The organism is Sphingomonas cannabina, assembly GCF_021391395.1.
GTDB classification, from domain to species: domain Bacteria; phylum Pseudomonadota; class Alphaproteobacteria; order Sphingomonadales; family Sphingomonadaceae; genus Sphingomonas; species Sphingomonas cannabina.
Window position 1 is genome coordinate 141,987 of record NZ_CP090059.1, and the last position, 21,571, is coordinate 163,557.

Consider the following 21,571-nt stretch of genomic DNA (forward strand, 5'->3'; position numbering starts at 1 on the left):
GCTTCCACGAAATTCAGAAATTCAGTTCAGTCCGATCGGGAGCGGCGCGACGAGCCTCAGCTCATCCCGCCCCCCCATTCATCCGAAGTCTGCCCCTCGCGCGACGGTCACCACCACGCAGGCGCCGCCGCTGGAGACCAGCATCGCCTGCCCCTGGTTGCCGCCGAGGTTGTAGAGCGGCACGCCGGACAGCGATCCCGCCGCGGTGCTGCCCGCTGGCAGCAGAGCGACGACGTCCCTGCACGCGCGCTGGAACGGCGCGACGCGGACCAGCTGGCCCTCGCACTTCCCGCCGACCGGTGCCGCCATGACGATGCCGGCCGCCTGGGCGCTATAGCCGGGCGTGTTGTAGGTCATGCCGACCACGCCCTGTACGCCATGGCCATCCGGCGCACTGCCTTCGGTCTGTGCCTGGACGGTGTAGGCGGCGCCGTGGGAGACGGTCTGGCCCATGGCGGCGAAGAGATTGGCGCACTTGCGCACGCCCAGCCGCCCCGCCTGCTCTTGAAAGACGTTGACGTTGCCCGCGGGAGCCTTGGCCGCGGAGGGCGGGCGGGTCTCGGCCGATGCGCCGGCGGCGAGGGATATGGCGAGCACGGCGGCAACCAGGCGCCGGGCCCGCGGGCGAGAGACGTCCACGCGTTCTTCTTGATGCGATGAAGTGCAGACCTTGGAAGATCGTTCGGTCATGCAGACAAACCCCCTTGTTGCCAGACTGACGTCTAGGATCGACCCGTCGAAGGGGATGGATGAGCGCGAAACCCTGCTTTCGCCATGACCCGCCCCTTTATCCAGATCGGATACATTCAGACTAGGTCCATCTTCGGGAGAAGTTCAATATGGTGTTACAAAATTTTTCAATCGACATTAGTAAATGTGTAATAAACCAAGTAGGAATTAGCTAGACAATATCAACTGTATACGATTGCATACTATTTCCTACTAAATTCTACTGTTCTTCCGCGACACATTTTGTTGCGAATAAGTGCATATGAGCCGACGACTCGGGCGATCGACGGACTTGCGCGAATGCCAAGAAGGGCCGGATCGGAGATCGACTCCGATATGGCGGAGAACGGTAGCCGCGGCTTCTGCGGAGCGCTAGCGGGCGGGCGTCCTGCGCCGTTCCAGCCGGATCGGAGCGGAGAAGAGGTAGCCGCGGCCATGCACGGTCTGGATCGGGGCGGGATCGCCGGTCGCCTTTTCGATCTTGCGCCTGAGCCGGCGGATCACGGCGTCCAGATTCTTGTCGCCGGCCTGGTCGGTGCCGTAACCGAGCTCCGCGCGAAGCTCCGCACGCGCGATCACCGCACCGGATTGGATCAGCAGTCGCTGGACGAACCGCGTTTCCACAGCGGTCAGCTTCACCAGCCTTCGGTTCGGAGCCTGCAGCGTCCAATGGACCGGATCGAAGAACCAGCGCGGCTCCGCTGTCACGGGTGCCGGAACACGCATTTCGCCGCGGACGATCCGCCGGGCGAGGCTGTGCACCCCGTGAACCAGCTCATCGCCGGCGACTGGTTTCGCCAGGTGGAGATCGACGCCGCTCTCGAACGCTCCGATCCGATCCTGCGGCCGGTTGCCGACGGTAAGCAGAATGATGCCGACACCGCCCTTTCGGCGCAGCCAGGACGCGATCTCCAGCCCGACCTGATCGGACGGGCCGGCATCGATCACGACGATGTCATAGCTGTCCATCGCCATGCTTCGATAGAACTCCAGCGCCGACCCGGCGCCTTCAGCCTCGAAGCCCTCACGCCGCAGGCGTTTGTGCAATGGCTCATCGGAACCCGCCCCCTCTTCAAGAACGATGATACGCATTCAAGCCACCATGTTCATGGGTAGGGACCGGCGCGGCGAGCAAACTGGAATTCGCTGCATGATCAGATGCTTATGATGATTTGGCTGTTGAGGCGGTAGAGGCGCTCGCCGCGTCCAGCAACCTTGATACGCACATCACGGGCCTGCACATCGCCGATCCTTTGCTTGGCAGCGATATTGAACGAAATTTGAGCTAAGGAACAGTTAGCGCTCTCATATTTTTTAGCTTATTTTACAATTGAGTAGACAAGGATACTATCCTATCTATCTTGATTTGGCTCGCCAAGGCCAAGCATTCGCGATCTCCACGCTGTTACGCGGCCGCCTGAGAATTCGCGAGTGGAATTGGCTTTCCTCAGCAGCCTTGAGGCGGCGGCTGTCCTCGACCTTTTCGATTTCGCTGGCGGCGTCAGTCCTTTCTGGGTGAGCTGGAGAGACGCCCGTCCTCCTACCTTCGTCCATTCGGCGAGGCGCTCGCCGACCACGAAGTCGATCGCGCGTGCAAATGCCTGCCTCCCCCGGCCGCGAAGTTGCGATGGCGGTTACTCCTACGCTCGCGACCGCTGCCTGACGGCGATGCTGCCTTGCGCGCGGAAACCTCGTTGAAGGAGCAATTTGATCGCTCTTACCGAAGCCTCGGTGGGGAGGTTCTTCTTGTGTAATGAGAAAAACCTGGCCGTAGAGTTTGCCAAGGTCTCGACCTGCTAGACGGTCTCGAAATTCAAAGAGCTTCTGCTTGTTGCGGTCTATGCCGACGCTCACTGGCAGCTCGGTTGCAACGCGATTTGGGTCGTTACGATTACATAACTGCCACAGGGCCGAACGGGCAATCTTCAAAAACCGCAGAAAACTGGCGCGCCCGGCGTGAATTTGGTGGGCACTCAAATCATTGGGGAATCTCTGTACCGGTGAACCGCTGACGACCGCTTTGCGCCCTCATTTCGGTCATTCCGCCGGGTCGCCCGCGATCCCGAAACCTGCCGTTCGTTCAGGTGACGATCGACCGTCCGTTATTGGGTGGATTGCCGACGTGCGGCATTTGCGTCTTAGCGAAGTAAGCGGACGCTGCTCCGACTAACCGCTACGCACGATCCTGAAAGCTAAATAGCCCGCCACTGCTAGCACCGCACAGATCAGAGCGATGGCGCCGGGGGTCAAATACATATTCGAAACAGCGGACGATAAGGTCCACCGCGTCGGTGGTGGCGGGTTGGCCGGATCGAACAAAACGGCGTGGGTGCGGATTGGGATGATGAAAAAGATCAGTCCGGCCGTCACGATTACGAGAATCCCGAGCTTCCACCACATACGATCAACCAACTCCGTCCGCTTTCGGGAAGGCTGCACGAAGACGAAAGCGTCCGCAACTGGGGCGTGAGCGAACGCTCGACCGTGGACACCCGGATCTGACGGCCACGCGCCTCATAGCGGTCATTCCGCATCCTCGTGGCTCTGCCCGAAAGCTGACGCTGTTCGCCAGTTGGTCTGTGATCGAGATTGGCCGAAAGCTTGGGTCGCGACACACGCCGTTATCGCTGCTCGATCCTTCATAAGGCACGAAGGCGATCGGCTTGGCTCTGCAGGATCTGCGCAACCCGAACACAATTTGGATCGGCCGGGTCCATCGCCTCGACAGCAGTCAGCAATTGATCGAGGCGCTCGGTATATATCTCGTGCGCGCTAGTCCCTTGGGGAAGCGAGGCAGCCTCGCGCGGTGCCGTGAACGAGATCCCCGCCTTGCATTCGGGATGCGAGGAACCGGCAGGCAAGCGAGCAGCACGCTCGCCCATTGCGCCGATGGCGTGCATCAGCCCGACCGCGCAGGCGACGTAGGTCGCTTTACGGGGATCCGGTCGAGGAACGGCATAAGCTCCGGCAAGAAGGCGGAGTGCCAACGCATAAATAGCGTTCGCTGCGTCGACGGTGGCGACGGCTTCGGCATTCTCCAGCCAGACTTTTCCATCGGGATGGGGAGGCTTGCGCAGAACAGGATTGACCGCGGCAGGATGTGCCGGCGCGAAATCGGGGTTCGCAGCCCTGAGCTGCCGCAGCTCCGATCGTACCGCCAGGAAGCGCGCGAAGTGCGAATTCTCCCGGTGGTCCGGAGCGCCTTCGCCTTCCACCACGATCTCGGTGAGCGCCGCCAGCGCGCTGTCGAGATCGGTGACCGCCCTGGCGCCCTTGAGACGGTTCTCCGCTTCGGTGAGTTGGAGCGCAGGATCCCCGCAGAAGACGGTCTTCTCTCCCAATGCGGCGACAAGCGCCCGCAAGTCCGATTCCACGCGTTGGTAGAAGTCGCCGATCGTGGCGTAGTCGAAACCAGTGGGCGTCAGGCGCAGCGCAGCCGGCGTGCGGGGGCCGGTCACCGGTGCCGCAAATCCTTCACCGTCCGGCTCATCGGACGTGTCGGGCCGCTCAAGATAGATGAAGTGCTGGATTACGTCTTCGCTGAAGGGAGCGAGCTTTACGACGATGTTCGCCGGCAGATAGCCGGCCTCGAGCGGGAAGTTGGTGCGGCCGAACCGCGGCGCTCCGCCCAGTGCCGAGGTGAGATTCCAGACCGCCGCCAAATGGCTCATCTCGTCGACCGCGACACCGAGAATCGTATGACGCCAGCGCGCCACGGCTTCCGCCTCGGACGCGCTCAATCCTTCCGCCTCGCCGGCCTTCAGGCTGAAGGCGGCGTAGAGATAGGTGCACATCAGGTTCTGCTCGAGCTCCGCCGCTTCGTACAGCGCGTGCAGCAATGCCTCCCGTGTGACCGGGAAACTGTCTTTCGGGATCACCATGATTACGCTCTCCGGGGTTTCAGTATGTCCGTCAGGCTTGGCTACTCGCCTGCCGCCGCCTCGATCGGCGCAGCGACCTCATCAGGACGCGAGACCATCAGCGCGTGCGAGGCGCGGCCCACCTCGACGGGGGCACGCCCGTCCCGAGAGGGTAGGTTGGCGATCCACCGGTCGAAATCTATGGCGCCAAGGCGCGCGCCCGCCCCGGGGAGGAGCGTGTCATCGGCAAGCCTGACGCCGAAATAGGGCGCTTCGGGATCGGCAACCACGCGCCGCGGATCGCCATCATGCCTGAGTAAGCGCGCGACCAGCTCGTTGATGCGGAAAACCTCGGGTCCGGCCACTTCGACTATGTCGTCGATCGGTCTTGCGAGCGCCGTCTCGACTACCGTCGCCGCGACCTCTTGTGCCGCGATCGGCTGGAAGTGCGCCAGAGGGAGACGGACCAAATCCCCTTCGGTGGCGGACTGCGCGATACTGCGGAGGAATTCGAAGAACTGCGTAGCGTACAGGAGCGTCCAGGGGATACCCGAATCCTTGATCAGCCATTCCTGGACCTGCTTCGCGCGAAAATAGCCGCTGTCCTGCAGGCGATCGGTCCCCACCACCGACAGCGCGACATGGTGGCGGACGCCGGCGGCCTTTTCCGCCGCGGCGATGTTCCGCCCTGCGGTCAGGAAAAAGTCCATTGCCGGCTTGTCGTCGAACGAGGGCGAGTTCGAGACGTCGACGACCACGTCCGATCCGTCCAGCGCGCGGTCGAGACCTTCGCCGGTCAGCGTGTTCACACCGGTGTTCGGCGCCGCGGCAAGCGCGTCATGACCTTGCCCGACGAGCGAGGCGACGATCTTCGATCCGATCAGGCCGGTTCCACCAATGACGACGATCTTCATGCGGGCTGCCCCTTCCTGTCGGCGACAACGAGAAAAATGGCGCGGTTGGGTGGATCGCGGCCATCATCCCGAGGATTGCATGGCGCTCGCCAATCGGCAGGCGGACCACACCCTTGGACGAGGTCGGGTGCTGCCATTTGGCAGATGCGATCGGAGCATTCGCGCCGCAAAGACGCCACGGCTCGGCGCGAGCGCCGGATCAGCTTGAGGAGCCGGTGTCGAACGGCCGAGTTTAATTTGAAGTGCGCGAGCGATCGTCGCTGGAACTGCCCATCACCTGAAGGATACGGACATGCTCAAGGATCATGCATCGTCGGCGATCGTGCCGTGCGCCGATCTCGCTCGGGCCAAGGACTTCTATGGCAGGATACTTGGCTTGCCGCTGGTCGCCGACCACGGCAACGGCTTTGTCTTCGGAACCGGTGCGACAAAGCTCAACGTCTATCTCAGCGACTACGCGGGCACCAATCAGGCAAACGCCGTCGTCTGGGCGGTCGGCGACGAACTTGAGGCAATCGCCGCGGACTTGCGTGCTAAAGGGGTGACGCTGGACGAATATCCCGACGGCTTCGACAGGGTCGTTGACGGGGTTCATGTCAGCGGCGCGTTCAGCGTGATCTGGTTCAAGGATCCCGACGGCAACATCCTGCACCTTACCAGCGGTAATGCCAACTGAGGCCGATCGTGACTTTCTCGTGCAGCCGCCCCGGCAAAAGCGGCGGAATCCGCACCTCCTTGACCAAGCGCTGCACCAGGCCGCCGGGCGTTCCGCCAGGTGGCAACATGCCGGCGTGGAGGTAAGGCACTGCTTTGGAATAGATGTCTCGAGGGCGCCGGCGCCGTACCAAACGGATCTGCCCAGGAGACGAGCTTGCCCGACCGCCTTTTGAACAAGTTTCCATTCGCTCTCATGGTGGCTGCCTTGCTCGCGGTATCTGTACCCGCCCAGGCACAGGAGCTGCCCTATCCGGCCGAATTCCGCACGGAGGAGATCGAAGCGAATGGCGTGACGATTCACGTGCGCATCGGCGGCAATGGGCCGGCGATTGTCCTGATCCACGGTTTTGGCGAGAGTGGCGATATGTGGGCTCCGCTGGCGGCAAGCCTGGTCCGCAATCACACCGTCATCGTGCCCGATCTTCGCGGCATGGGGCGATCGTCGAAGCCGGCGTGCGGCTTCTCGAAGATGAACCAGGCTACCGACATCGCGGAGGTGATGGACGCGCTGAAAGTCGTGCAATCCGACATCGTTGCACATGATGTTGGCAACATGGTCGCCTTTGCCTTTGCGGAAAAATACCCGGACCGTGTTACCAAGCTCGTAGTGATCGATGCGCCGATCCCCGGGATCGGCTCGTGGGAAGAGATCGTAAAGAGCCCGGCGACCTGGCATTTCCGTTTTGGCGGCCCCGACATGGAGCGGCTCGTGAAGGGGCGCGAGCGCATCTATCTCGATCGCTTCTGGAACGAGTTTTCGGCGAACCCAGAGCGTTTTACGGAACGGTCGCGACGCCATTATGCCGCGCTTTATGCGCTCCCCGGTGCGATGCACTCCGTGTTCGAGCAATATAGTGCCTTCGATCAGGATGCGAACGACAACCGAGCATGGGTGGCCGCTCACGGAAAGCTGGCGATGCCCGTGCTGGCGTTGGGCGCGGAAAAGGGTCTCGGCATGCAAATGGCGGACATCATGCGTGCCGCTGCTTCCGATGTGACCGCCGGACTGATCCCGAACTCCGGTCACTGGGTCATGCAGGAGAACCCTGCCACAACGGTTCGACTCGTCCAGGCCTTCATCGAGAAGCGCTGAGAAGTTCAAGAACGAGAGCTTCCCCAATAGGCAGCGCCGACATGCCCTGGTTCATGGATTGTCTCCACGATGGAGGTCATGTCCACGATGGCAAACTCGCGCTCAAGCATAGCTTCGATGCGATCTCTTCGTCCGGCTAGTCGACACCCGGCAACGGCGACAGAACCTATACCGGGGCGTGGCCGGCCCTCTCCCTTGGCCCGATCGACCGCATGCGTGCCCAAATATTATCGCCGCGGATGCCGTGTGTAGACGGCAATCAGCAGGAGACGAACATGAGCCTAGACATCGCCTCACGCCCCATGAGGCCCGGCCCCGAAGAACTGGTTCCGTCACGCTACGCGGTGCGGATCGGGGAGATCGACGTGCTGGTGGTCAGCGATGGAGTGCTGCCGCTCCCGACCGAGATGTTGGGATACAATGCCGATCCGGGCGACCGGGCGGCCTGGCTGAACGGCATGTTCCTGCCGCCGGACGCTTTCGACTGGTCGCTGAACGCGGTCGTGGTCCGCAGCGGCGACCAGATCATCCTCGTCGATGCCGGGCTGGGCCTGGATCCGGACCTGAACCTGCCGCGGGCGGGGCAGCTGATCAAGCGACTGGAGGCCGCCGGTGTCGATCTTGCATCCGTGACCGACGTGGTGCTCACCCACATGCACATGGACCACATCGGTGGGCTGCTCGTGGACGGGGTGAAGGACCAGCTGCGTCCGGACCTGCGGATCCATGTGGCGGCCGCCGAGGTCAAGTTCTGGGAGGCGCCCGACTTCACCCACGTCAACATGCCGGCAGGCTTCCCGGATGCGCTGCGGGCGACCGCGAAGCGGTTCGCGCAGGAATACTACAGCCAGCTGCGGCTGTTTGATGACGAGCATGAGGTGGCGCCGGGCGTGGTCGTCCATCGCACCGGCGGCCACACGCCCGGACACAGCGTGGTCCGCGTGATGTCCGGCGGCGATCGGTTGATCTTCGCCGGTGACGCCGTGTTCGCGGTCGGGTTCGAGCATCCCGACTGGTACAACGGCTTCGAACACGATCCGGCGGAGGCAGCTCGCGTCCGGATCGATCTTTTGAATGAGCTGGCAGCGACCGGCGAACAACTGGTGGCCACCCACCTGCCGTTCCCGTCCGTCGGCCGGGTGGCGGTCGACGGCGACGCCTTCCGCTGGGTGCCGGCCTTCTGGGATTATTGATCGCTCGTTTGATCAGGGGCGAACCGGAGGGTGTAGCCCTCCGGTTCGGCCGACAACGCCCGCGTCAAAGGATCGCCGGCGGATCGCTGGCCGGAAAGCTCTCTTCGAGCGCTTCGTCCAGCTCACCGTCGCGATCAGCTTCCAAGTCGCCGTCGATCGTGGATCGGCCGGCGAGCCACAAGGTGAGATTCCTGACATAGCGGCGGATCGAACGCTGCGCCTCGGGCGATTGCGCGAGACCGTCGCCCGGCGCCTCGCTGACGAAGCTGGGACAGCCCATCGCCGGGTCCCAGTTGTAGTCGGCAAAGTGATGGAAGGTCGATTCCGCCACGGCCGGCCCTGCTCCGGCAGCAGGCTCGAATGCGACGGAGATATTGAAGCGTCTGCCGGTCACCTTGCTGACGCCGGTCGCGATCACGCGGGCGGAAGGATCGTCGGACGGGGCTCCGACCGCTCCCTCATGGGGATGGGCGGGAAGAAATCGGATCGACCCGCCGGGCGCGGCGGGATCGAGCAGCACCGGGTGCAGCGGGCCGACGGGCGTGATCTCCTGAAAGTCGCCGTTTGCGCCGGAATGATAGTTGGGCCAGAGGATGTAGCTGGTCTCGCTGTCGTCGATGACGTGGCGCGCCTCGTCCGGCTCGATGTTCTTGCTGTGGAAGAAATGCGCGTTGCCGACGCCGCCGAGCGTGCAGACCGAGCTTCCCAGGTCCATATGGTCGCGCGTCACCAGCAGGCCGCCGCCGTTCCGGCGGAACCGGCTGATCGCAGCACAATCCTCCGCGTCCAGCCCGTCGCCGGTGTCGACCGCGAACAGCCAGAGCTGGTCGAAGTTCGACCGGTCGATCGTCGACAGGACCGGATCAGGACTGCCCGGAGCCGTGCGATCGCGCGCCGTCACCTCGCACAGCGGCGCACCGGCTTCGTCTGTGAGTCCCGCGAGATAGTCGCGGAGCATCGAGAACCGGCCGATGTGCCAATCGTCCGCGATCGGCGGAATGGTCGTCTGCAGCAGGATGCGGATCGCGGAAGCCATCGTCTGTTCCTTCTGATCATAAGCGGCCGTCATCTCTCGAAGAGCCGGACAGGTTGGATGCTCGACTGCCGCTTCGTCGGCCGCAGGGTGAAATCGGAAAAACCCCTGCGTTCATCATCCCTGTCGCGTCCGATTAACACGGCTCCCCAAGCTCCTCCATGACCGAGCCGGAGGTCGGGACACGGAGCAAGCACGCGTCGTCGCGGTTCTTTTGCCCACCGAAGGTCGGCGGCGACCACCTGCGCCCTGGAAGGGCGGAGCCGCTACGAAAGGGACGGAGGGTATCACCGGATCGGCAAGACGGCACTGTGCGATCGATGTGCCTGTCCTGCTCGGCGATCATAGCGGCCTGAGGCTTCGGTCGCCCCTGCCCTGGACCTTAGGTGATGGCGGCCTCGACCGAGGCCCAGGTTATCGAAGCGGTCGGCGACCATAGCTTCCGGGCGGACAGACCTGAAAGGACGACAATGGGAATGCTGGCCGGCAAGACCGCGATGATCACGGGAGGAACGAGCGGGATCGGCCTCGCCATCGCCAAGGCCTTTGCCGTCGAAGGCGCTCAGGTCGTCATCTCGAGCCGCCGCCGCCAGGCGGTGGACGACGCGGTGCAGCTGATCGGGGCCGGCGCGATCGGCTTCGATGGCGACGTCGCGGATCCGAGACATCATGACCGGCTCGCCGATGAGATCGCCCGGCGGCTCGGCGGGCTGGACATCTATGTCGCCAATGCCGGGATCAATACGATCCGCCACTCCGCCGAGGTGCCGGAAGCCGAATATGACGCGCAGTTCGCGGTCAACACGCGCGGCGTCTTCGTCGGTGTGCAGAAGATGGTGCCGATCATGCGCGACGGCGGTGCGATCGTGCTGACCGGATCGCTGGCGAGCGAGAAGGTGCTCGACGGTCATGCCGTCTATGCCGGCTCAAAGGCGGCGATCGGCGCCTTTGCCCGCAGCTGGGCACTCGAGCTCAAGGATCGCGGCATCCGGGTCAACGTGCTGAGTCCGGGACCCACCGACACCGAAATCCTCGCCAAGCTCGGCGTCGCTCCCGAACAGCGTGCCGACTTCGAGGCGGGAATGGCCGCCGCGATCCCGCTCGGCCGTCTCGGCCGACCCGAGGAGCTGGCGCAGGCGGCGCTCTTTCTCGCTTCCGATGCCAGCAGCTTCATCACCGGGATCAATCTCCGCGTGGATGGCGGCATGGCCCTGCTGTGATCGCCCATCAAAGCTCGATGATTCCCCGTCGCGCCGCCACCGTCACCGCATGGGTGCGATCGGTGACGTCGAGCTTGGCGAAGATGTTCTTGAGATGCGCCTTCACTGTTTCCTCCGAGAGCGACATGGCGTGCGCGATCTCCTTGTTGGCCTTGCCGATCGCCACCAGGCGCAGCACCGCGATCTCGCGCTCGCTCAGGCTGTCGTCGGCGACATGGAGCGCGATCTCGGCGGCGACCTCGCCATGGACGTGGCGGCGGCCGCGGTGGACGTTGTGGATGGCGTCGAGCATCTCGGTCCTGAGGCTGCTCTTGAGCAGATAGCCGGTCGCTCCCGCCTTGAGCGCGCGCACCGCCTGCACGTCGCCGGCATAGGTGGTGAGGACTAGAATGTGTGCATCGGGATAGTCGGCGCGGATCGCGACGATCGCATCGACGCCGTTCATGACCGGCATCTGGAGGTCCATCAATGTCACGTCCGGCCGGAGCTCGCGGAAGCGTGCGACGGCCTCGGCGCCGTCGCGCGCCTCGCCGACCACGACCATGTCGGTGCGGTCCTCGAGGATCGACGCGACGCCTTCGCGCAGCACCGGATGATCGTCGACGACGAGGATGCGGATGGGCGAGGGACCCCTGTCAGCCACGGCTCGGTTCCTTCCTTCTCGGGAAAAGCCGGGAAAACAGCCGGCTCGGCGCATGATCGGCATAGGCGAGGCGGCCGGGCAGCGCGATCGTCACCGCTGATCCCATGCCCCGATAGCTGTGGATCGAGAAGCTGCCGCCGATCCGCTCCGCGCGCTCGCGCATTCCGATCAGGCCGAAATGGCCGGGCTTGTGCCCGTTCTCGAGCACGTCCTCGGCGATCCCGATCCCGTCGTCGCGGATCTCGACGCCGAGCTGATGGGCGCCGAAGCGCACGGTGATGTCGACGCAGCCTGCCCTGGCGTGGCGCGCGACGTTGAACAGCGCCTCGTCCGCGATCCGGCCGAGCTCGATCGAGACGAGCGGGTCGACCCGGCGCGGCTTGCCTTCCACGACGATGCGGATCGTCGGGACGGGGTCGAAATCCACCGCGGCCGCGCGTTGCTTGAGCAGATCGGGCAGGTCGGCCGGCTCGTCGGCACCCCTCAGGTCCTGCACGCGGTTACGCCCGTCGGCGATGACCTCGTCGGCGCGCTTGAGTGCGGCCTCGAGCTGGGCCCTCGACGCCGTTTCGGCCGGCATCCTGTTGGCCACGGACTGGAACCGCAGGACCAGTCCCTGGATGCCTTGCAGCAGGGTGTCGTGCAGCTCCCGCGCGATGCGCTCGCGTTCGCCCATCCGCTCCTCGAGCCGTGTCCGGATCCGGCTGGCGAGCTGGGCCGTGCGCAGCCGGTAGATCAGCCAAAGCGCCGCCAGGATCAGGAGGCCGCACAACAGGGCGAACCAGCGGGATTGCACGAAGGTCGGCGGAATGACGAACTCGACCGCCGCTCCCTGCTCGGTCCAGGCGCCGTCCTCGTTCGTGGCGATCAGCCGGAAGCGATAGGTGCCCGGCGCGAGATTGGTGTAGAAGGCCTGCCGCCTGCTTCCGGCCTCGATCCAGTCGGCGTCCTGCCCCTCGATCCGATAGCGGACCCGCACCGCGTGCGGGTTCGAGAAGCTCAGCACGGAGAAGTCGATCTGGATGCTCGACCTGCCTGCGGGCAGTGTGACGGCGGTCGGGTCGCGATAGAGCTTGTCGGCGACGAGGGCGCTCACCGCCACCTTGGGCGGTGTGCGGCTGCGGCTGACGTCGTTCGGATCGAGCCACAGCGTTCCGGCCTGGGTGGCGATCCACAGCCGCCCGTCGCCGCCACGCACGATCGAATGGCGGCTGTGCGAATGGGGCCGGCTGCGCAGCCCGTCGTCGGGGCCGAAGACCTGCATCGGCGGCGTCCGGTCCGGATTGGAGAAGGTCCGCTCGAGGTCGGCTGACGCGATGCGCACGATCCCTCCCGGACCGGCGAGCCAGAAATGATCGTCCGGCGTCCGGACCATACCGCTCAGGCCGCTGAACAGAGGCAGGCGGCGGGCGGAAATGCTCTGGAATCGACCATCGCGGAGACGGGCGAGCCCGAACCGGCCGGCGACGTACACGGTATCGGGCGGCAACGGGTAGAGTGCCACGTCGTAGGGCTGGTAGCTGCCGAACGGGATCGGCACCGCGCTGCGCATCGATCCGTCGAGGCGGTTCAGGGTGCGATCGTTCCACTGGACGAGGATCCCGCCATGCTCGTCGGCCGTCATCGACTTGGGCAGGAACGCATCGCCGGTCGGTCCGAACATTCGCTCCCAGCGGCCCGCGCCGAACCGGGCCATTCCGCCGAGCGCCGCGGTCACCCAATAGTTGCCGGCGGCATCGAACGCGCAGTCGTAGATGGTGTCCGACACCGGCACCTTCTGCCCCAGGCGCCGCGTCCGGCCGTCCTGCCAGATCACGACCTCCCTGTCGTCGGTCCCGATCCAGATCGCACCGTCAGGCGCCTCGCACAATGTGCGGGGTTCGACCTTAGTCCTGAAGATCGCCTCGGGACGTCCGCCGGGGCGGACTCGGTACACGGCCGACGCCTCTCCGATATAGACGCTGCCGTCCCTCGCCTGCAGCAGCAGGTCGCCGAACGCCGCGGGCTGACGAAGCTCGGGCTCGGACCGCAGCGTCGCGGGCCAGAACCGGTCCAGGCCGTCCTCGCTGGCGACCCAGACATTGCCTTCCGCGTCCTGGAAGACCTGGGCCGTCGCGTTCGAGGACAGGCCCTCGTGCACCGTGAAGCGCTCGACCCGGGAAACGGCCTCGGCCGCCGAGGCGGCGCCGCGGGGATCGGGTGCCGCCACGCGTTGCAGCCCGTCATAATAGGTGGCGATCCACAGGTTGCCCTCGCGGTCGAAGATGGGCCAGCCGCGGATCTTGGCGCTGTCGGTCGCATAGGGATGGCGCAGCGGCGGCGGGCTGCCGCGCCCTCCCGGCCCGGTGATGGGATAGGTGCCGCGGCGCTCGGTCAGCCAGATCCGCTCCTGCGGGTCCAGCGACAGCCGGCCGGTGGCACCCCTCTCGCGCCGCACGAACTCGAAGCGCCGGCCGCCGGGCGGCAGCCGCGCCACCGAGGCGGTGAACGAAACCCAGACCGTACCGTCGCGCGTCACCACCATGCTGAAGGGATTGTCGAGCGGCGCCCCGGCTTCGATCCCGAACGAGGTCCAACGTCCCCCTTGGAAACGCATGAGCGGAAGCCCGATGCGTTCGGTGAGCACCCAGATTGTGCCGTCCCGCGTCTCCTTCATCGCGATGACGCGATGCGGCGCCCGTGGCGCGTCGAGGAATTTCAGCTGACCATTCCGATAGACCGCGAACCGCCCCGAGCGCTCGAAATTGGTCCAGACCTCGCCATTGCGCCGGACCAGTATCGCCGACGGCGGGCCATGCTCGACGAGGTCGATGCCGGTGCTGACCGGCTCGAAGCGGATGCCGTCGAAGCGGAACAGGCCGAGCGCGGTCGCGACCCAAAGGTAGCCGCGCCCGTCCTGCGCCAGGGCGAAGACCGGCCGCGGCGCGTCGCTCTCTTCGCTCCAGCGCTGATGGGTATAGTCGGCGATACTGCGTCCCCGAACGCCGGCCGACGCGACGAACAGCTGCAGCAGCATCGTCGCGACGAGAAGCGCCCTGATCAGCTGCATCGCCGTTCCCGTAATTTCGGTGGGTCCTCCGCCACGCCCTAGCCAATGCGGCCCTTCGCCGGGAGCCCTCAAGGATGCTACCCCCGAATGGGGGATCGGAACATCCCCGGACCGAAGGCTGACCCGACCTCGCGGCGAGACTATCGCGGGGCAGTGCCCAAGCTGATCTTAAGTTATCCGGACGGCGTCACCGGCGCCGCCCTGTTGTTGATGCGGTTGTCCTATGCGCTGATCGCGTTTTCCTGGCTTGCCCGTCCGTGGCCGGTCGCGGCGCTTTGCGTCGTCGTGATCCTGGCCCTCGCGACGGGGTTCGGCACGCGCGTGGCGGCCGCGCTGCTCGTGCTGGCGCTCATCTCCAGCCTACTCGCTGCCCGGGGAGAGGCGTTCCTGCTCCTTGCGGCATCGGCCGGCGGCGCCGGTGCGCTCGTCCTGCTGGGTCCCGGCGCCTATTCGATCGACGCGCACCGCTTCGGCCGCCGCGTCATCCGGGTCGACCCGCGCTCCCCGGATCGGGGAGGCTCGGGCTAACCGTTCCGGGGATTCCGCCGCGACGTTCACCATGAGACAGTCAATCGTCTCCAGTCGGAGCACGCCCGATGAACCACGGATCGCAGCTGAATCACATGGAGCGGGAGGCCGCGCCGGATGCCGCGGCAGCGGAGGACCGCCCGCTGGTGCTGATCGTCGACGACGATGCGGCCGTCCGCACCTCGATCGAGGAGCTGATGCTGTCGGTGGGGATCGACGCGGTCGGCTTCGGCTCGACGCGCGAGCTGCTCGCGGCGGACGTGCCGGAGCGGCCGGGCTGCCTGGTGCTCGACGTCCGCATGCCCGGGTCCAGCGGCCTCGATCTCCAGCAGCATCTCGCCGCCAGCGGCAACGCGAAGCCGATCGTCTTCCTCACCGGCTACGGCGACATCCCGATGACGGTGCAGGCGATGAAGGCCGGCGCGATCGATTTCCTGACCAAGCCGGTCCGCGACCAGTCGCTGCTCGACGCCGTGGCCGCTGGGATCGAGCGTGATCTCGCGCAGCGCATCGGCGCGCGGAGGATCGGGCAGTATGCGGACCGCTATGCCACACTGACGCAGCGCGAGCGCCAGGTGTTCCGGCAGGTGGCGCAGGGGCGCCTCAACAAGCAGATCGCCTTCGATCTCGGCATCACCGAGGTCACGGTCAAGCTCCATCGCAGCGGCGTGATGAAGAAGATGGCGGCGACGACGGTCGGCGAGCTCATCCGCGCCTGGGACACGCTGCCCGCCGAGCTACGCGGGGAGGCGACCTAGACCATGGTATGGTTACAATCCGCTGGATATTCAGCGACATCCGGAGGAGGCCGCGCCGGCCGCGTCGAGAAGGGCCCTCTGCTTGTCCAAAACGTCGGTGATCGCGATCGTGGATGACGACGAAGCCGTGCGCGAGGCGCTGTTCGACTTCCTTCAGGTAGAGGGCCTGGCGGCGTGCACCTTCGATTGCGCGGCCGCCTTTTTCACTGACATGGCCGTCTGGGGCTTCGACTGCGTGATTACCGACGTGCGGATGCCTGAGATCGACGGACCCGAGCTGCAGCGGCGCCTGCGCGCCTATGGCTCGTCGATGCCGGTGATCTTCATCACCTCCTCCACCGAGGAAGCGACGCGCGCGCGTGCGCTGCGAGAGGGCGCGACCGCCTGGTTCACCAAGCCGGTCGACAACGAGGCTCTGCTGCACACGCTGCGGACGGTGCTGCCCCTGGCCCATTGACATGAGGTCCCTGTCCTCCGCCGCGATATCCGACCCGGACGCGACCGTCATGCCGATGGGCGTGGCCGCGGAGTCCGCGGCGTGCTGGCGGGTCGACCTGTCGCAGGTCCGCACGCTCATCGACACGGTCGCCGATGGCGGCGCGTGGATCGACTGGGTGGCAGCGCTGCTGCACGGGGCGCGCATCATAGAGGTCAACGCACGCGCCCTGGAGCTCGTCGGCTCGCCGATCGCGCGCGACATCATCGTCGGCCAGCCGGTCGCGAGCTTCTGCCCGCCCGAAAGCTGGCCCATCCTCGCCGAGCTGATCGTCGCGGTCGCGTCGGATCGGCCGGATCATGCCGTCAGGACCAGCCGGGTCAATTCGTTCCTGCTGCGCGATGCGGTCCTGATGGTGTGGGGTGCGGCAGGGGGCGCGGCGCCGGACACGCTGTGGATCGCGGTCGACGGCGAGATCGCCGACGACCGCTCCTTCTGGGCGGTACGGGCGAGCGAGCAGCGCTACCGCAGGCTGATCCACCATCTCCCCGGCGCGCTCCTGCAGGTCGATGCGCGGCCGATGGGCGCGATCTTCTACCGGCTGCGGTCGGAGGGCGTGACCGACATCGCGTCCTATCTGGACGAGCATCCCGAGCTGGTCGCCACCGCATGCGAGGTCGTGCGGGTGACCGATGGCAACGGCGGCGCCGCGCTGCTGTTCGGCGTCGCCGGCGTCGGGGATCTCGTCGGTTCGGTCGCCTATCTGTTCGCCAACGCCCCCGAGGCCGCGCGAAGGATCGTCGTCGCCCATTTCGAAGGGCGCCGCAGCCATGTCGAGCGGATGAAGCTCAGGACGTTCGATGGCCGCCTGATCGACGTCGAGCTTTCCGTCACCTTTCCGACTCCGCCGGAAAGCCTGGACGTGACCCTGCTCACCCTCGAGGATATCACCGAGCGGCTGCGCACCGAAGCGCAGCTCCGGCAGCTGCAGGCGGACTATAGCCGGACGGCGCGGATTGCGACGCTCGGCGAGATGGCCAGCTCGATCGCGCATGAGGTCAACCAACCGCTGTCCGCCATCGCGATGAACGCGGAAACCTGTCTGCGATGGCTGTCGCGCGACGATCCCAACCTCGCCAAGGTCTCGCAGCTCACCACCCGCATCGCCGACAGCGCGCGCCATGCGAGCGAGATCGTGCAGCGCATCCGGGGGATGGTGGCGCGGCATGTGCCGGAGAGCGTCCCCATCGACCTGAACGGCGTGGTCGAGGAGGCGCTGCTCTTCGTCTGTCACGATATCGAGGCGCGCGCGATCGTCCTTTCGGTGCGCTTCGACATCACCCTGCCGCGCGTGCTGGGGGACCGTGTCCAGCTCCAGCAGGTGATCGTCAACCTGCTCGTCAACAGCCTCCAGGCACTGGCGCAGAAGAGCGCGGGGGAGGGGCGCATCGCGCTGACCACCGCAACCGGTGCCGACGACACGATCCGCTTCTCGATCCGCGACAACGGCGCCGGCATCGCCGAGGAGAATCTCGATCGCATCTTCGACGGCTTCTTCACCACCAAGGCGGACGGGATGGGGATCGGCCTTGCCGTCTGCCAGTCGATCATCGCGGCGCATGGCGGCTCGATCTCCGCCTCCAATCATCATGAAGGCGGCGCGCGCTTCGAGTTCACGCTTCCCGCGCTTGAGGCGTGACGCCCGGCGGCCTCGAGAGCGCCGCCGGGCTCGGTGTTCAGCTGCGCAGGAACGCGAGCAGGTCGGCATTGAACCGGTCCGCGTGCGTCGCGGTCAGGCCATGCGGCAGGCCGGGGTAGAAAATCGTCTGCGCCCCCTTGATGAGCTTGGCGGATTTATGGGCGGAGTCCTTGATCGGCACGATCTGGTCGTCGTCGCCATGGACCACGAGCGTCGGCACGTCGAACTTCCTGAGGTCCTCGGTGAAGTCGGTCTGCGAGAAGGCCTTGATGCAGTCATGGGCGTTCTTGAGGCCGACCTGCATGCTGAGCAGCCAGAACTCGTCGAGCAGGCTCTGCGCCACGTCGGCACCCGGCCGGTTGGCGCCGTAGAAGGGGATCGCGAAGTCCTTGTAGAACTGCGAGCGGTTGCGGAGGATGTCGCGGCGGAGGCCATCGAACACCTCGATCGGCAGGCCCTCGGGATTGGCGTCGCTGCGCACCATGATCGGCGGCACCGCGCCGAGCAGCACGGCCTTGGCGACGCGGCCGGTGCCGTGACGGCCGATGTAGCGGGCGACCTCGCCGCCGCCGGTCGAATGACCGACCATCGTGATATCGCGCAGGTCGAGCGCCTCGATCAGCGCGGCGAGATCGTCGGCATAGCCGTTCATGTCGTTGCGCGTGGCGGTCTGCGCCGAACGCCCATGCCCGCGCCGGTCGTGCGCGATGGTGCGGAAGCCGTTCTCGGCCAGGAACTGCATCTGGATGCCCCAGGCGTCGGAGTTCAGCGGCCAGCCATGCGAGAAGGTCACGACCGGGCCCTCGCCCCAGTCCTTGTAATAGATCTCGTGTCCGTCCTTGGTGGTGATCGTCGGCATGGAAAACCTCCTTTGATGAGCGCCGCGCGACCCACCGCGTCCGGCGCCCGTCCGGGGTAGGGTGAGGCATCCTCGCGATCGATCGGACCCAGGGGAGGGGAGTCCTCTCCCTGGGGTGTGGTCATGACCGCCGGAGGATGGGGCGGTCGGCGCATCCGGCACGAGTCCGGTGCCTATGCGCGGTCCCGCGGGTGGCGCGGCGTATCGGGACCTGCACCTTGGGTGAGGGTCTCCTGCCGAATGGCGAGTCCCATGCATTCCTCGGCACGATAGAGGCGAGGGGCCCGATCCGCGATCCTCCTCCCGTTCCTGAAGGCGCCATGCCGGCGCCGCTCACGGGGAGGTGAGGTCATGAGGATCGTGGTGGTCGGCGGCACCGGCCTGGTCGGATCGAAGCTCGTCGAGCAACTGAAGCAAGCGGGCCACGAGGCGGTCGTCGCTGCGCGCTCGACAGGTGTCGACACGGTCACCGGAGAAGGGCTGGCCAGGGCTCTCGACGGCGCCGAGGTGGTCGTGGATGTCTCCAATCCCGGCTATGCCGATCCCGCGGCGATGCTGCGGTTCTTCGAGGCGTCGGGCGCCCATCTGCTCGCCGCCGAACGCCAAGCGCGGGTCCGGCATCACGTCATCTTCTCCGCGATCGGCTCCGACCGGGTGAGCAGCGGCTATTTCGTGGCGAAGAACGCGCAAGAGGCGTTGGTCGCCGACGCGGGCATCCCGTTCACCATCGTCCGCTCGGCGCCGCTCTTCGAATATGTCTTCAACATCGTCGATGCCGGTCGCGAGGAGGATGCCGTCCGGCTGCCGCCGGTGCGGATTCAGCCGATCGCCGCGGACGATGCGGTCGCGGCACTGATGCGCGTCGCGCTGGGGCCTCCGGAGAATGCCATCGTCGAGGTTGCCGGCCCGGACAGCTACCTGCTCTCGACCCTCGCGGAGCAGATCCTGACCGCCGACGAGGACTATCGCCCGGTGCTGGTGGACGAGGGTGCGTCCTTCTTCGGCGCGCGGCTGGACGACGCATCTCTCACCGCGGGCGCCGGTGCGCGGATCGCCGGGACCGGATTCGAGGATTGGCTTCGGCGATCGCTGGCGCCGGCCTGACGCCCTTCAACGACAGAAAGGAATAACGCATGAAGATCGTGGTGATTGGCGGCACCGGCCTGATCGGGTCGAAGGTGGTCGCATCACTGGCCCGAGACGGCCACGACGCGTTCGCCGCCGCGCCGAACACGGGGGTGGACACCCTCACCGGCCAAGGCCTCGACCGTGCGCTGGACGGTGCCGAGGTGGTGGTCGACGTCTCGAACTCGCCCTCGTTCGACGACCAGCCGGCGATGGACTTCTTCCAGACGACGGGCCGCAACATCGCCAATGCGGAGAAGGCGGCGGGCGTCCGTCATCACGTCGCGCTGTCGGTCGTCGGCACCGAGCGGCTGCAGGACAGCGGCTATTTCCGCGCCAAGCTCGCGCAGGAGCAGCTGATCAAAGGATCGTCGATCCCCTACACGCTCCTCCACGCCACCCAGTTCTTCGAGTTCCTGCGCGGGATCGCCGCGTCCGCGACCGAGGGTGACACCGTCCGTCTGTCTCCCGCGCGCTTCCAGCCGATGGCGGCGCAGGATGTCGCCGCGGCGGTCGCCGAGGCAGCGCTCGCGTCACCCGCGAACGGCACGATCGAGGTGGCGGGCCCGGAGGCCTTCCGCATCGACGAGTTGGTTGCCCGCGTGCTCGACCACGACAAGGACCCGCGGCGCGTGATCGCCGATCCGGAGGCGCCCTATTTCGGCGTCCGGCTGGACGACGCCTCGCTGATGCCGGGACCGGGCGCGCGCCTCGGCGCCACCAGCTTCGACTGGTGGATCGCCAACGTGCCTCCGCCGGCGAAGAAGTGAGGCGCGCGATGCTGAAACAGATCTGCATCTCGCTGGCCGCGATCATGGGCCTCGCCGCCGTCGCGAACGGCAGCTTCATGCTGCTGTCGCCCGACGGCTGGTATTTCGCGGTGCCGGGCGTCACCACCACCGGCCCGTTCAACCAGCACTTCATCCGCGACATCGGCATCATCTTCCTGTTCCTGGGCGCGGCGTTCCTGATCGGAGCCTTCCGACCCGGCTACCGGATCGTCTTGTGGAGTGCGGCGACGCTGTGGCTGGCCTGCCACGCGCTCTTCCATTTTTGGGAGGTCGCGGCCGGCATCTGCGGACCGTCGGCGCTGGCGCGGGATTTCCCTGCCGTAACGCTCCCCGCGCTCATCGGGGCGGCGCTGGTCCTCTGGGCTCTGGGCGACCGCCGCGCCGGACGGGCGACCCCCTCGACCTCACCCTTCCACCCCGCGGAGCGCTGACGCTCCCGTTCAAGGAGAAGACCATGACCCCCCGCTTGAACATCTTCCAGGCCGCTCCCGAAGGGGCGAAGGCGATGATGGCCGTCGAGGCAGCGATCGGAAAGAGCGGCATCGAACACGGCCTGCTCGAGCTGGTGCGGCTGCGCGCCTCGCAGATCAACGGCTGCGCCTTCTGCATCCACATGCACGTCAAGGACGCGCTCAACAACGGCGAGAGCGAGATCCGCCTCCACATGCTCGACGGCTGGCGCGAGTCCCCGCTGTACACCGACCGTGAGCGCGCCGCGCTCAACTGGACCGAGGTGCTGACACGGGTCGGCAAGACCCATGCGCCGGACGCCGACTATGCATTGCTGCAGAGCCAGTTCGACGAGACCGAGATCGCCAATCTCACGCTGCTGATCGGCGCGATCAACCTGTGGAACCGGGTGCAGATCGGCCTGCGCGCCGTGCATCCGGTCGAGGCGTCGGCGGCCGCGGCCGCCTGACCGAT

20 protein-coding genes are annotated in these 21,571 nt (G+C 66.0%); 12 read left to right on the forward strand and 8 right to left on the reverse strand.

What is annotated here, in order from left to right; genetic code table 11:
* Positions 1–78 precede the first annotated feature (78 nt).
* From LZK98_RS00710 to LZK98_RS00725, 4 genes are all read right to left on the reverse strand, one after another.
* Entirely contained in the window at positions 79–639 is a 561-nt protein-coding gene (locus tag LZK98_RS00710; protein ID WP_233784486.1) for a hypothetical protein, read from the reverse strand.
* Between the two features lie 462 nt (positions 640–1,101).
* Positions 1,102–1,821 carry a response regulator transcription factor gene (locus LZK98_RS00715; RefSeq protein WP_233784487.1) on the reverse strand — a complete coding sequence of 240 codons (720 nt, stop codon included), beginning with the start codon at positions 1,819–1,821 and terminating at the stop codon, positions 1,102–1,104.
* Positions 1,822–3,368: 1,547 nt separating this feature from the next.
* Positions 3,369–4,610, reverse strand: coding sequence for a ferritin-like domain-containing protein (locus tag LZK98_RS00720; RefSeq protein WP_233784488.1), 1,242 nt, complete (start codon positions 4,608–4,610; stop codon positions 3,369–3,371).
* 41 nt (positions 4,611–4,651) lie between these two features.
* Complete coding sequence (locus LZK98_RS00725) at positions 4,652–5,503, reverse strand: SDR family oxidoreductase (protein ID WP_233784489.1); 852 nt, start codon at positions 5,501–5,503, stop codon at positions 4,652–4,654.
* A 292-nt stretch (positions 5,504–5,795) separates the two neighbouring features.
* Between LZK98_RS00725 and LZK98_RS00730 the strand changes: the two genes are divergently transcribed.
* From LZK98_RS00730 to LZK98_RS00740, 3 genes are all read left to right on the forward strand, one after another.
* Complete coding sequence (locus tag LZK98_RS00730; RefSeq protein ID WP_233784490.1) at positions 5,796–6,179, forward strand: VOC family protein; 384 nt, start codon at positions 5,796–5,798, stop codon at positions 6,177–6,179.
* A gap of 195 nt (positions 6,180–6,374) precedes the next feature.
* Entirely contained in the window at positions 6,375–7,313 is a 939-nt protein-coding gene (locus LZK98_RS00735) for an alpha/beta fold hydrolase (RefSeq protein WP_233784491.1), read from the forward strand.
* 275 nt (positions 7,314–7,588) lie between these two features.
* Complete coding sequence (locus tag LZK98_RS00740; protein ID WP_233784492.1) at positions 7,589–8,506, forward strand: MBL fold metallo-hydrolase; 918 nt, start codon at positions 7,589–7,591, stop codon at positions 8,504–8,506.
* A gap of 64 nt (positions 8,507–8,570) precedes the next feature.
* Here LZK98_RS00740 and LZK98_RS00745 read toward each other — a convergent pair whose 3' ends face one another.
* Entirely contained in the window at positions 8,571–9,542 is a 972-nt protein-coding gene (locus LZK98_RS00745; RefSeq protein ID WP_233784493.1) for a hypothetical protein, read from the reverse strand.
* A 467-nt stretch (positions 9,543–10,009) separates the two neighbouring features.
* Here LZK98_RS00745 and LZK98_RS00750 point away from each other — a divergent pair, with 467 nt between their 5' ends.
* On the forward strand, positions 10,010–10,759 hold the full coding sequence (locus tag LZK98_RS00750) for an SDR family NAD(P)-dependent oxidoreductase (RefSeq protein ID WP_233784494.1): 750 nt from the start codon (positions 10,010–10,012) through the stop codon (positions 10,757–10,759).
* A 7-nt stretch (positions 10,760–10,766) separates the two neighbouring features.
* On the opposite strand, the gene LZK98_RS00755 is transcribed toward LZK98_RS00750, so the two are convergent.
* Positions 10,767–11,402 (reverse strand): response regulator transcription factor, encoded by a 636-nt coding sequence (locus tag LZK98_RS00755; RefSeq protein WP_233784495.1) that lies wholly within the window; start codon positions 11,400–11,402, stop codon positions 10,767–10,769.
* Positions 11,395–14,451: a sensor histidine kinase gene (locus LZK98_RS00760; protein ID WP_233784496.1), complete on the reverse strand. Its 3,057-nt coding sequence runs from the start codon at positions 14,449–14,451 to the stop codon at positions 11,395–11,397. Before LZK98_RS00760 ends, LZK98_RS00755 begins: the two co-directional genes overlap by 8 nt.
* Positions 14,452–14,604: 153 nt before the next feature.
* Between LZK98_RS00760 and LZK98_RS00765 the strand changes: the two genes are divergently transcribed.
* The 4 genes from LZK98_RS00765 to LZK98_RS00780 all read left to right on the forward strand — a co-directional run bounded on the left by LZK98_RS00765 (position 14,605) and on the right by LZK98_RS00780 (position 17,872).
* Complete coding sequence (locus LZK98_RS00765) at positions 14,605–14,979, forward strand: hypothetical protein (RefSeq protein ID WP_233784497.1); 375 nt, start codon at positions 14,605–14,607, stop codon at positions 14,977–14,979.
* 68 nt (positions 14,980–15,047) lie between these two features.
* Positions 15,048–15,737: a response regulator transcription factor gene (locus tag LZK98_RS00770; RefSeq protein WP_233784498.1), complete on the forward strand. Its 690-nt coding sequence runs from the start codon at positions 15,048–15,050 to the stop codon at positions 15,735–15,737.
* 97 nt (positions 15,738–15,834) lie between these two features.
* The gene (locus tag LZK98_RS00775) at positions 15,835–16,194 is read left to right on the forward strand and encodes a response regulator transcription factor (protein ID WP_233784499.1); all 360 of its coding nucleotides are present in this window, start codon (positions 15,835–15,837) and stop codon (positions 16,192–16,194) included.
* A gap of 1 nt (position 16,195) precedes the next feature.
* Positions 16,196–17,872, forward strand: coding sequence for a PAS domain-containing sensor histidine kinase (locus LZK98_RS00780; protein ID WP_233784500.1), 1,677 nt, complete (start codon positions 16,196–16,198; stop codon positions 17,870–17,872).
* A 37-nt stretch (positions 17,873–17,909) separates the two neighbouring features.
* Here the strand turns inward: LZK98_RS00780 and LZK98_RS00785 are convergent, their stop codons facing one another.
* Positions 17,910–18,731, reverse strand: coding sequence for an alpha/beta fold hydrolase (locus LZK98_RS00785; protein ID WP_233784501.1), 822 nt, complete (start codon positions 18,729–18,731; stop codon positions 17,910–17,912).
* Between the two features lie 351 nt (positions 18,732–19,082).
* Here LZK98_RS00785 and LZK98_RS00790 point away from each other — a divergent pair, with 351 nt between their 5' ends.
* From LZK98_RS00790 to LZK98_RS00805, 4 genes are read left to right on the forward strand one after another with little or no spacing between them, the layout of a single operon-like run.
* A complete protein-coding gene (locus LZK98_RS00790) occupies positions 19,083–19,835 on the forward strand; it encodes an SDR family oxidoreductase (RefSeq protein WP_233784502.1) in 753 nt (250 codons plus the stop codon).
* Positions 19,836–19,864: 29 nt separating this feature from the next.
* A complete protein-coding gene (locus LZK98_RS00795) occupies positions 19,865–20,626 on the forward strand; it encodes an SDR family oxidoreductase (RefSeq protein WP_233784503.1) in 762 nt (253 codons plus the stop codon).
* An 8-nt stretch (positions 20,627–20,634) separates the two neighbouring features.
* Positions 20,635–21,078, forward strand: coding sequence for a hypothetical protein (locus LZK98_RS00800; protein ID WP_233784504.1), 444 nt, complete (start codon positions 20,635–20,637; stop codon positions 21,076–21,078).
* 23 nt (positions 21,079–21,101) lie between these two features.
* The gene (locus LZK98_RS00805; RefSeq protein ID WP_233784505.1) at positions 21,102–21,566 is read left to right on the forward strand and encodes a carboxymuconolactone decarboxylase family protein; all 465 of its coding nucleotides are present in this window, start codon (positions 21,102–21,104) and stop codon (positions 21,564–21,566) included.
* Positions 21,567–21,571: the final 5 nt, after the last annotated feature.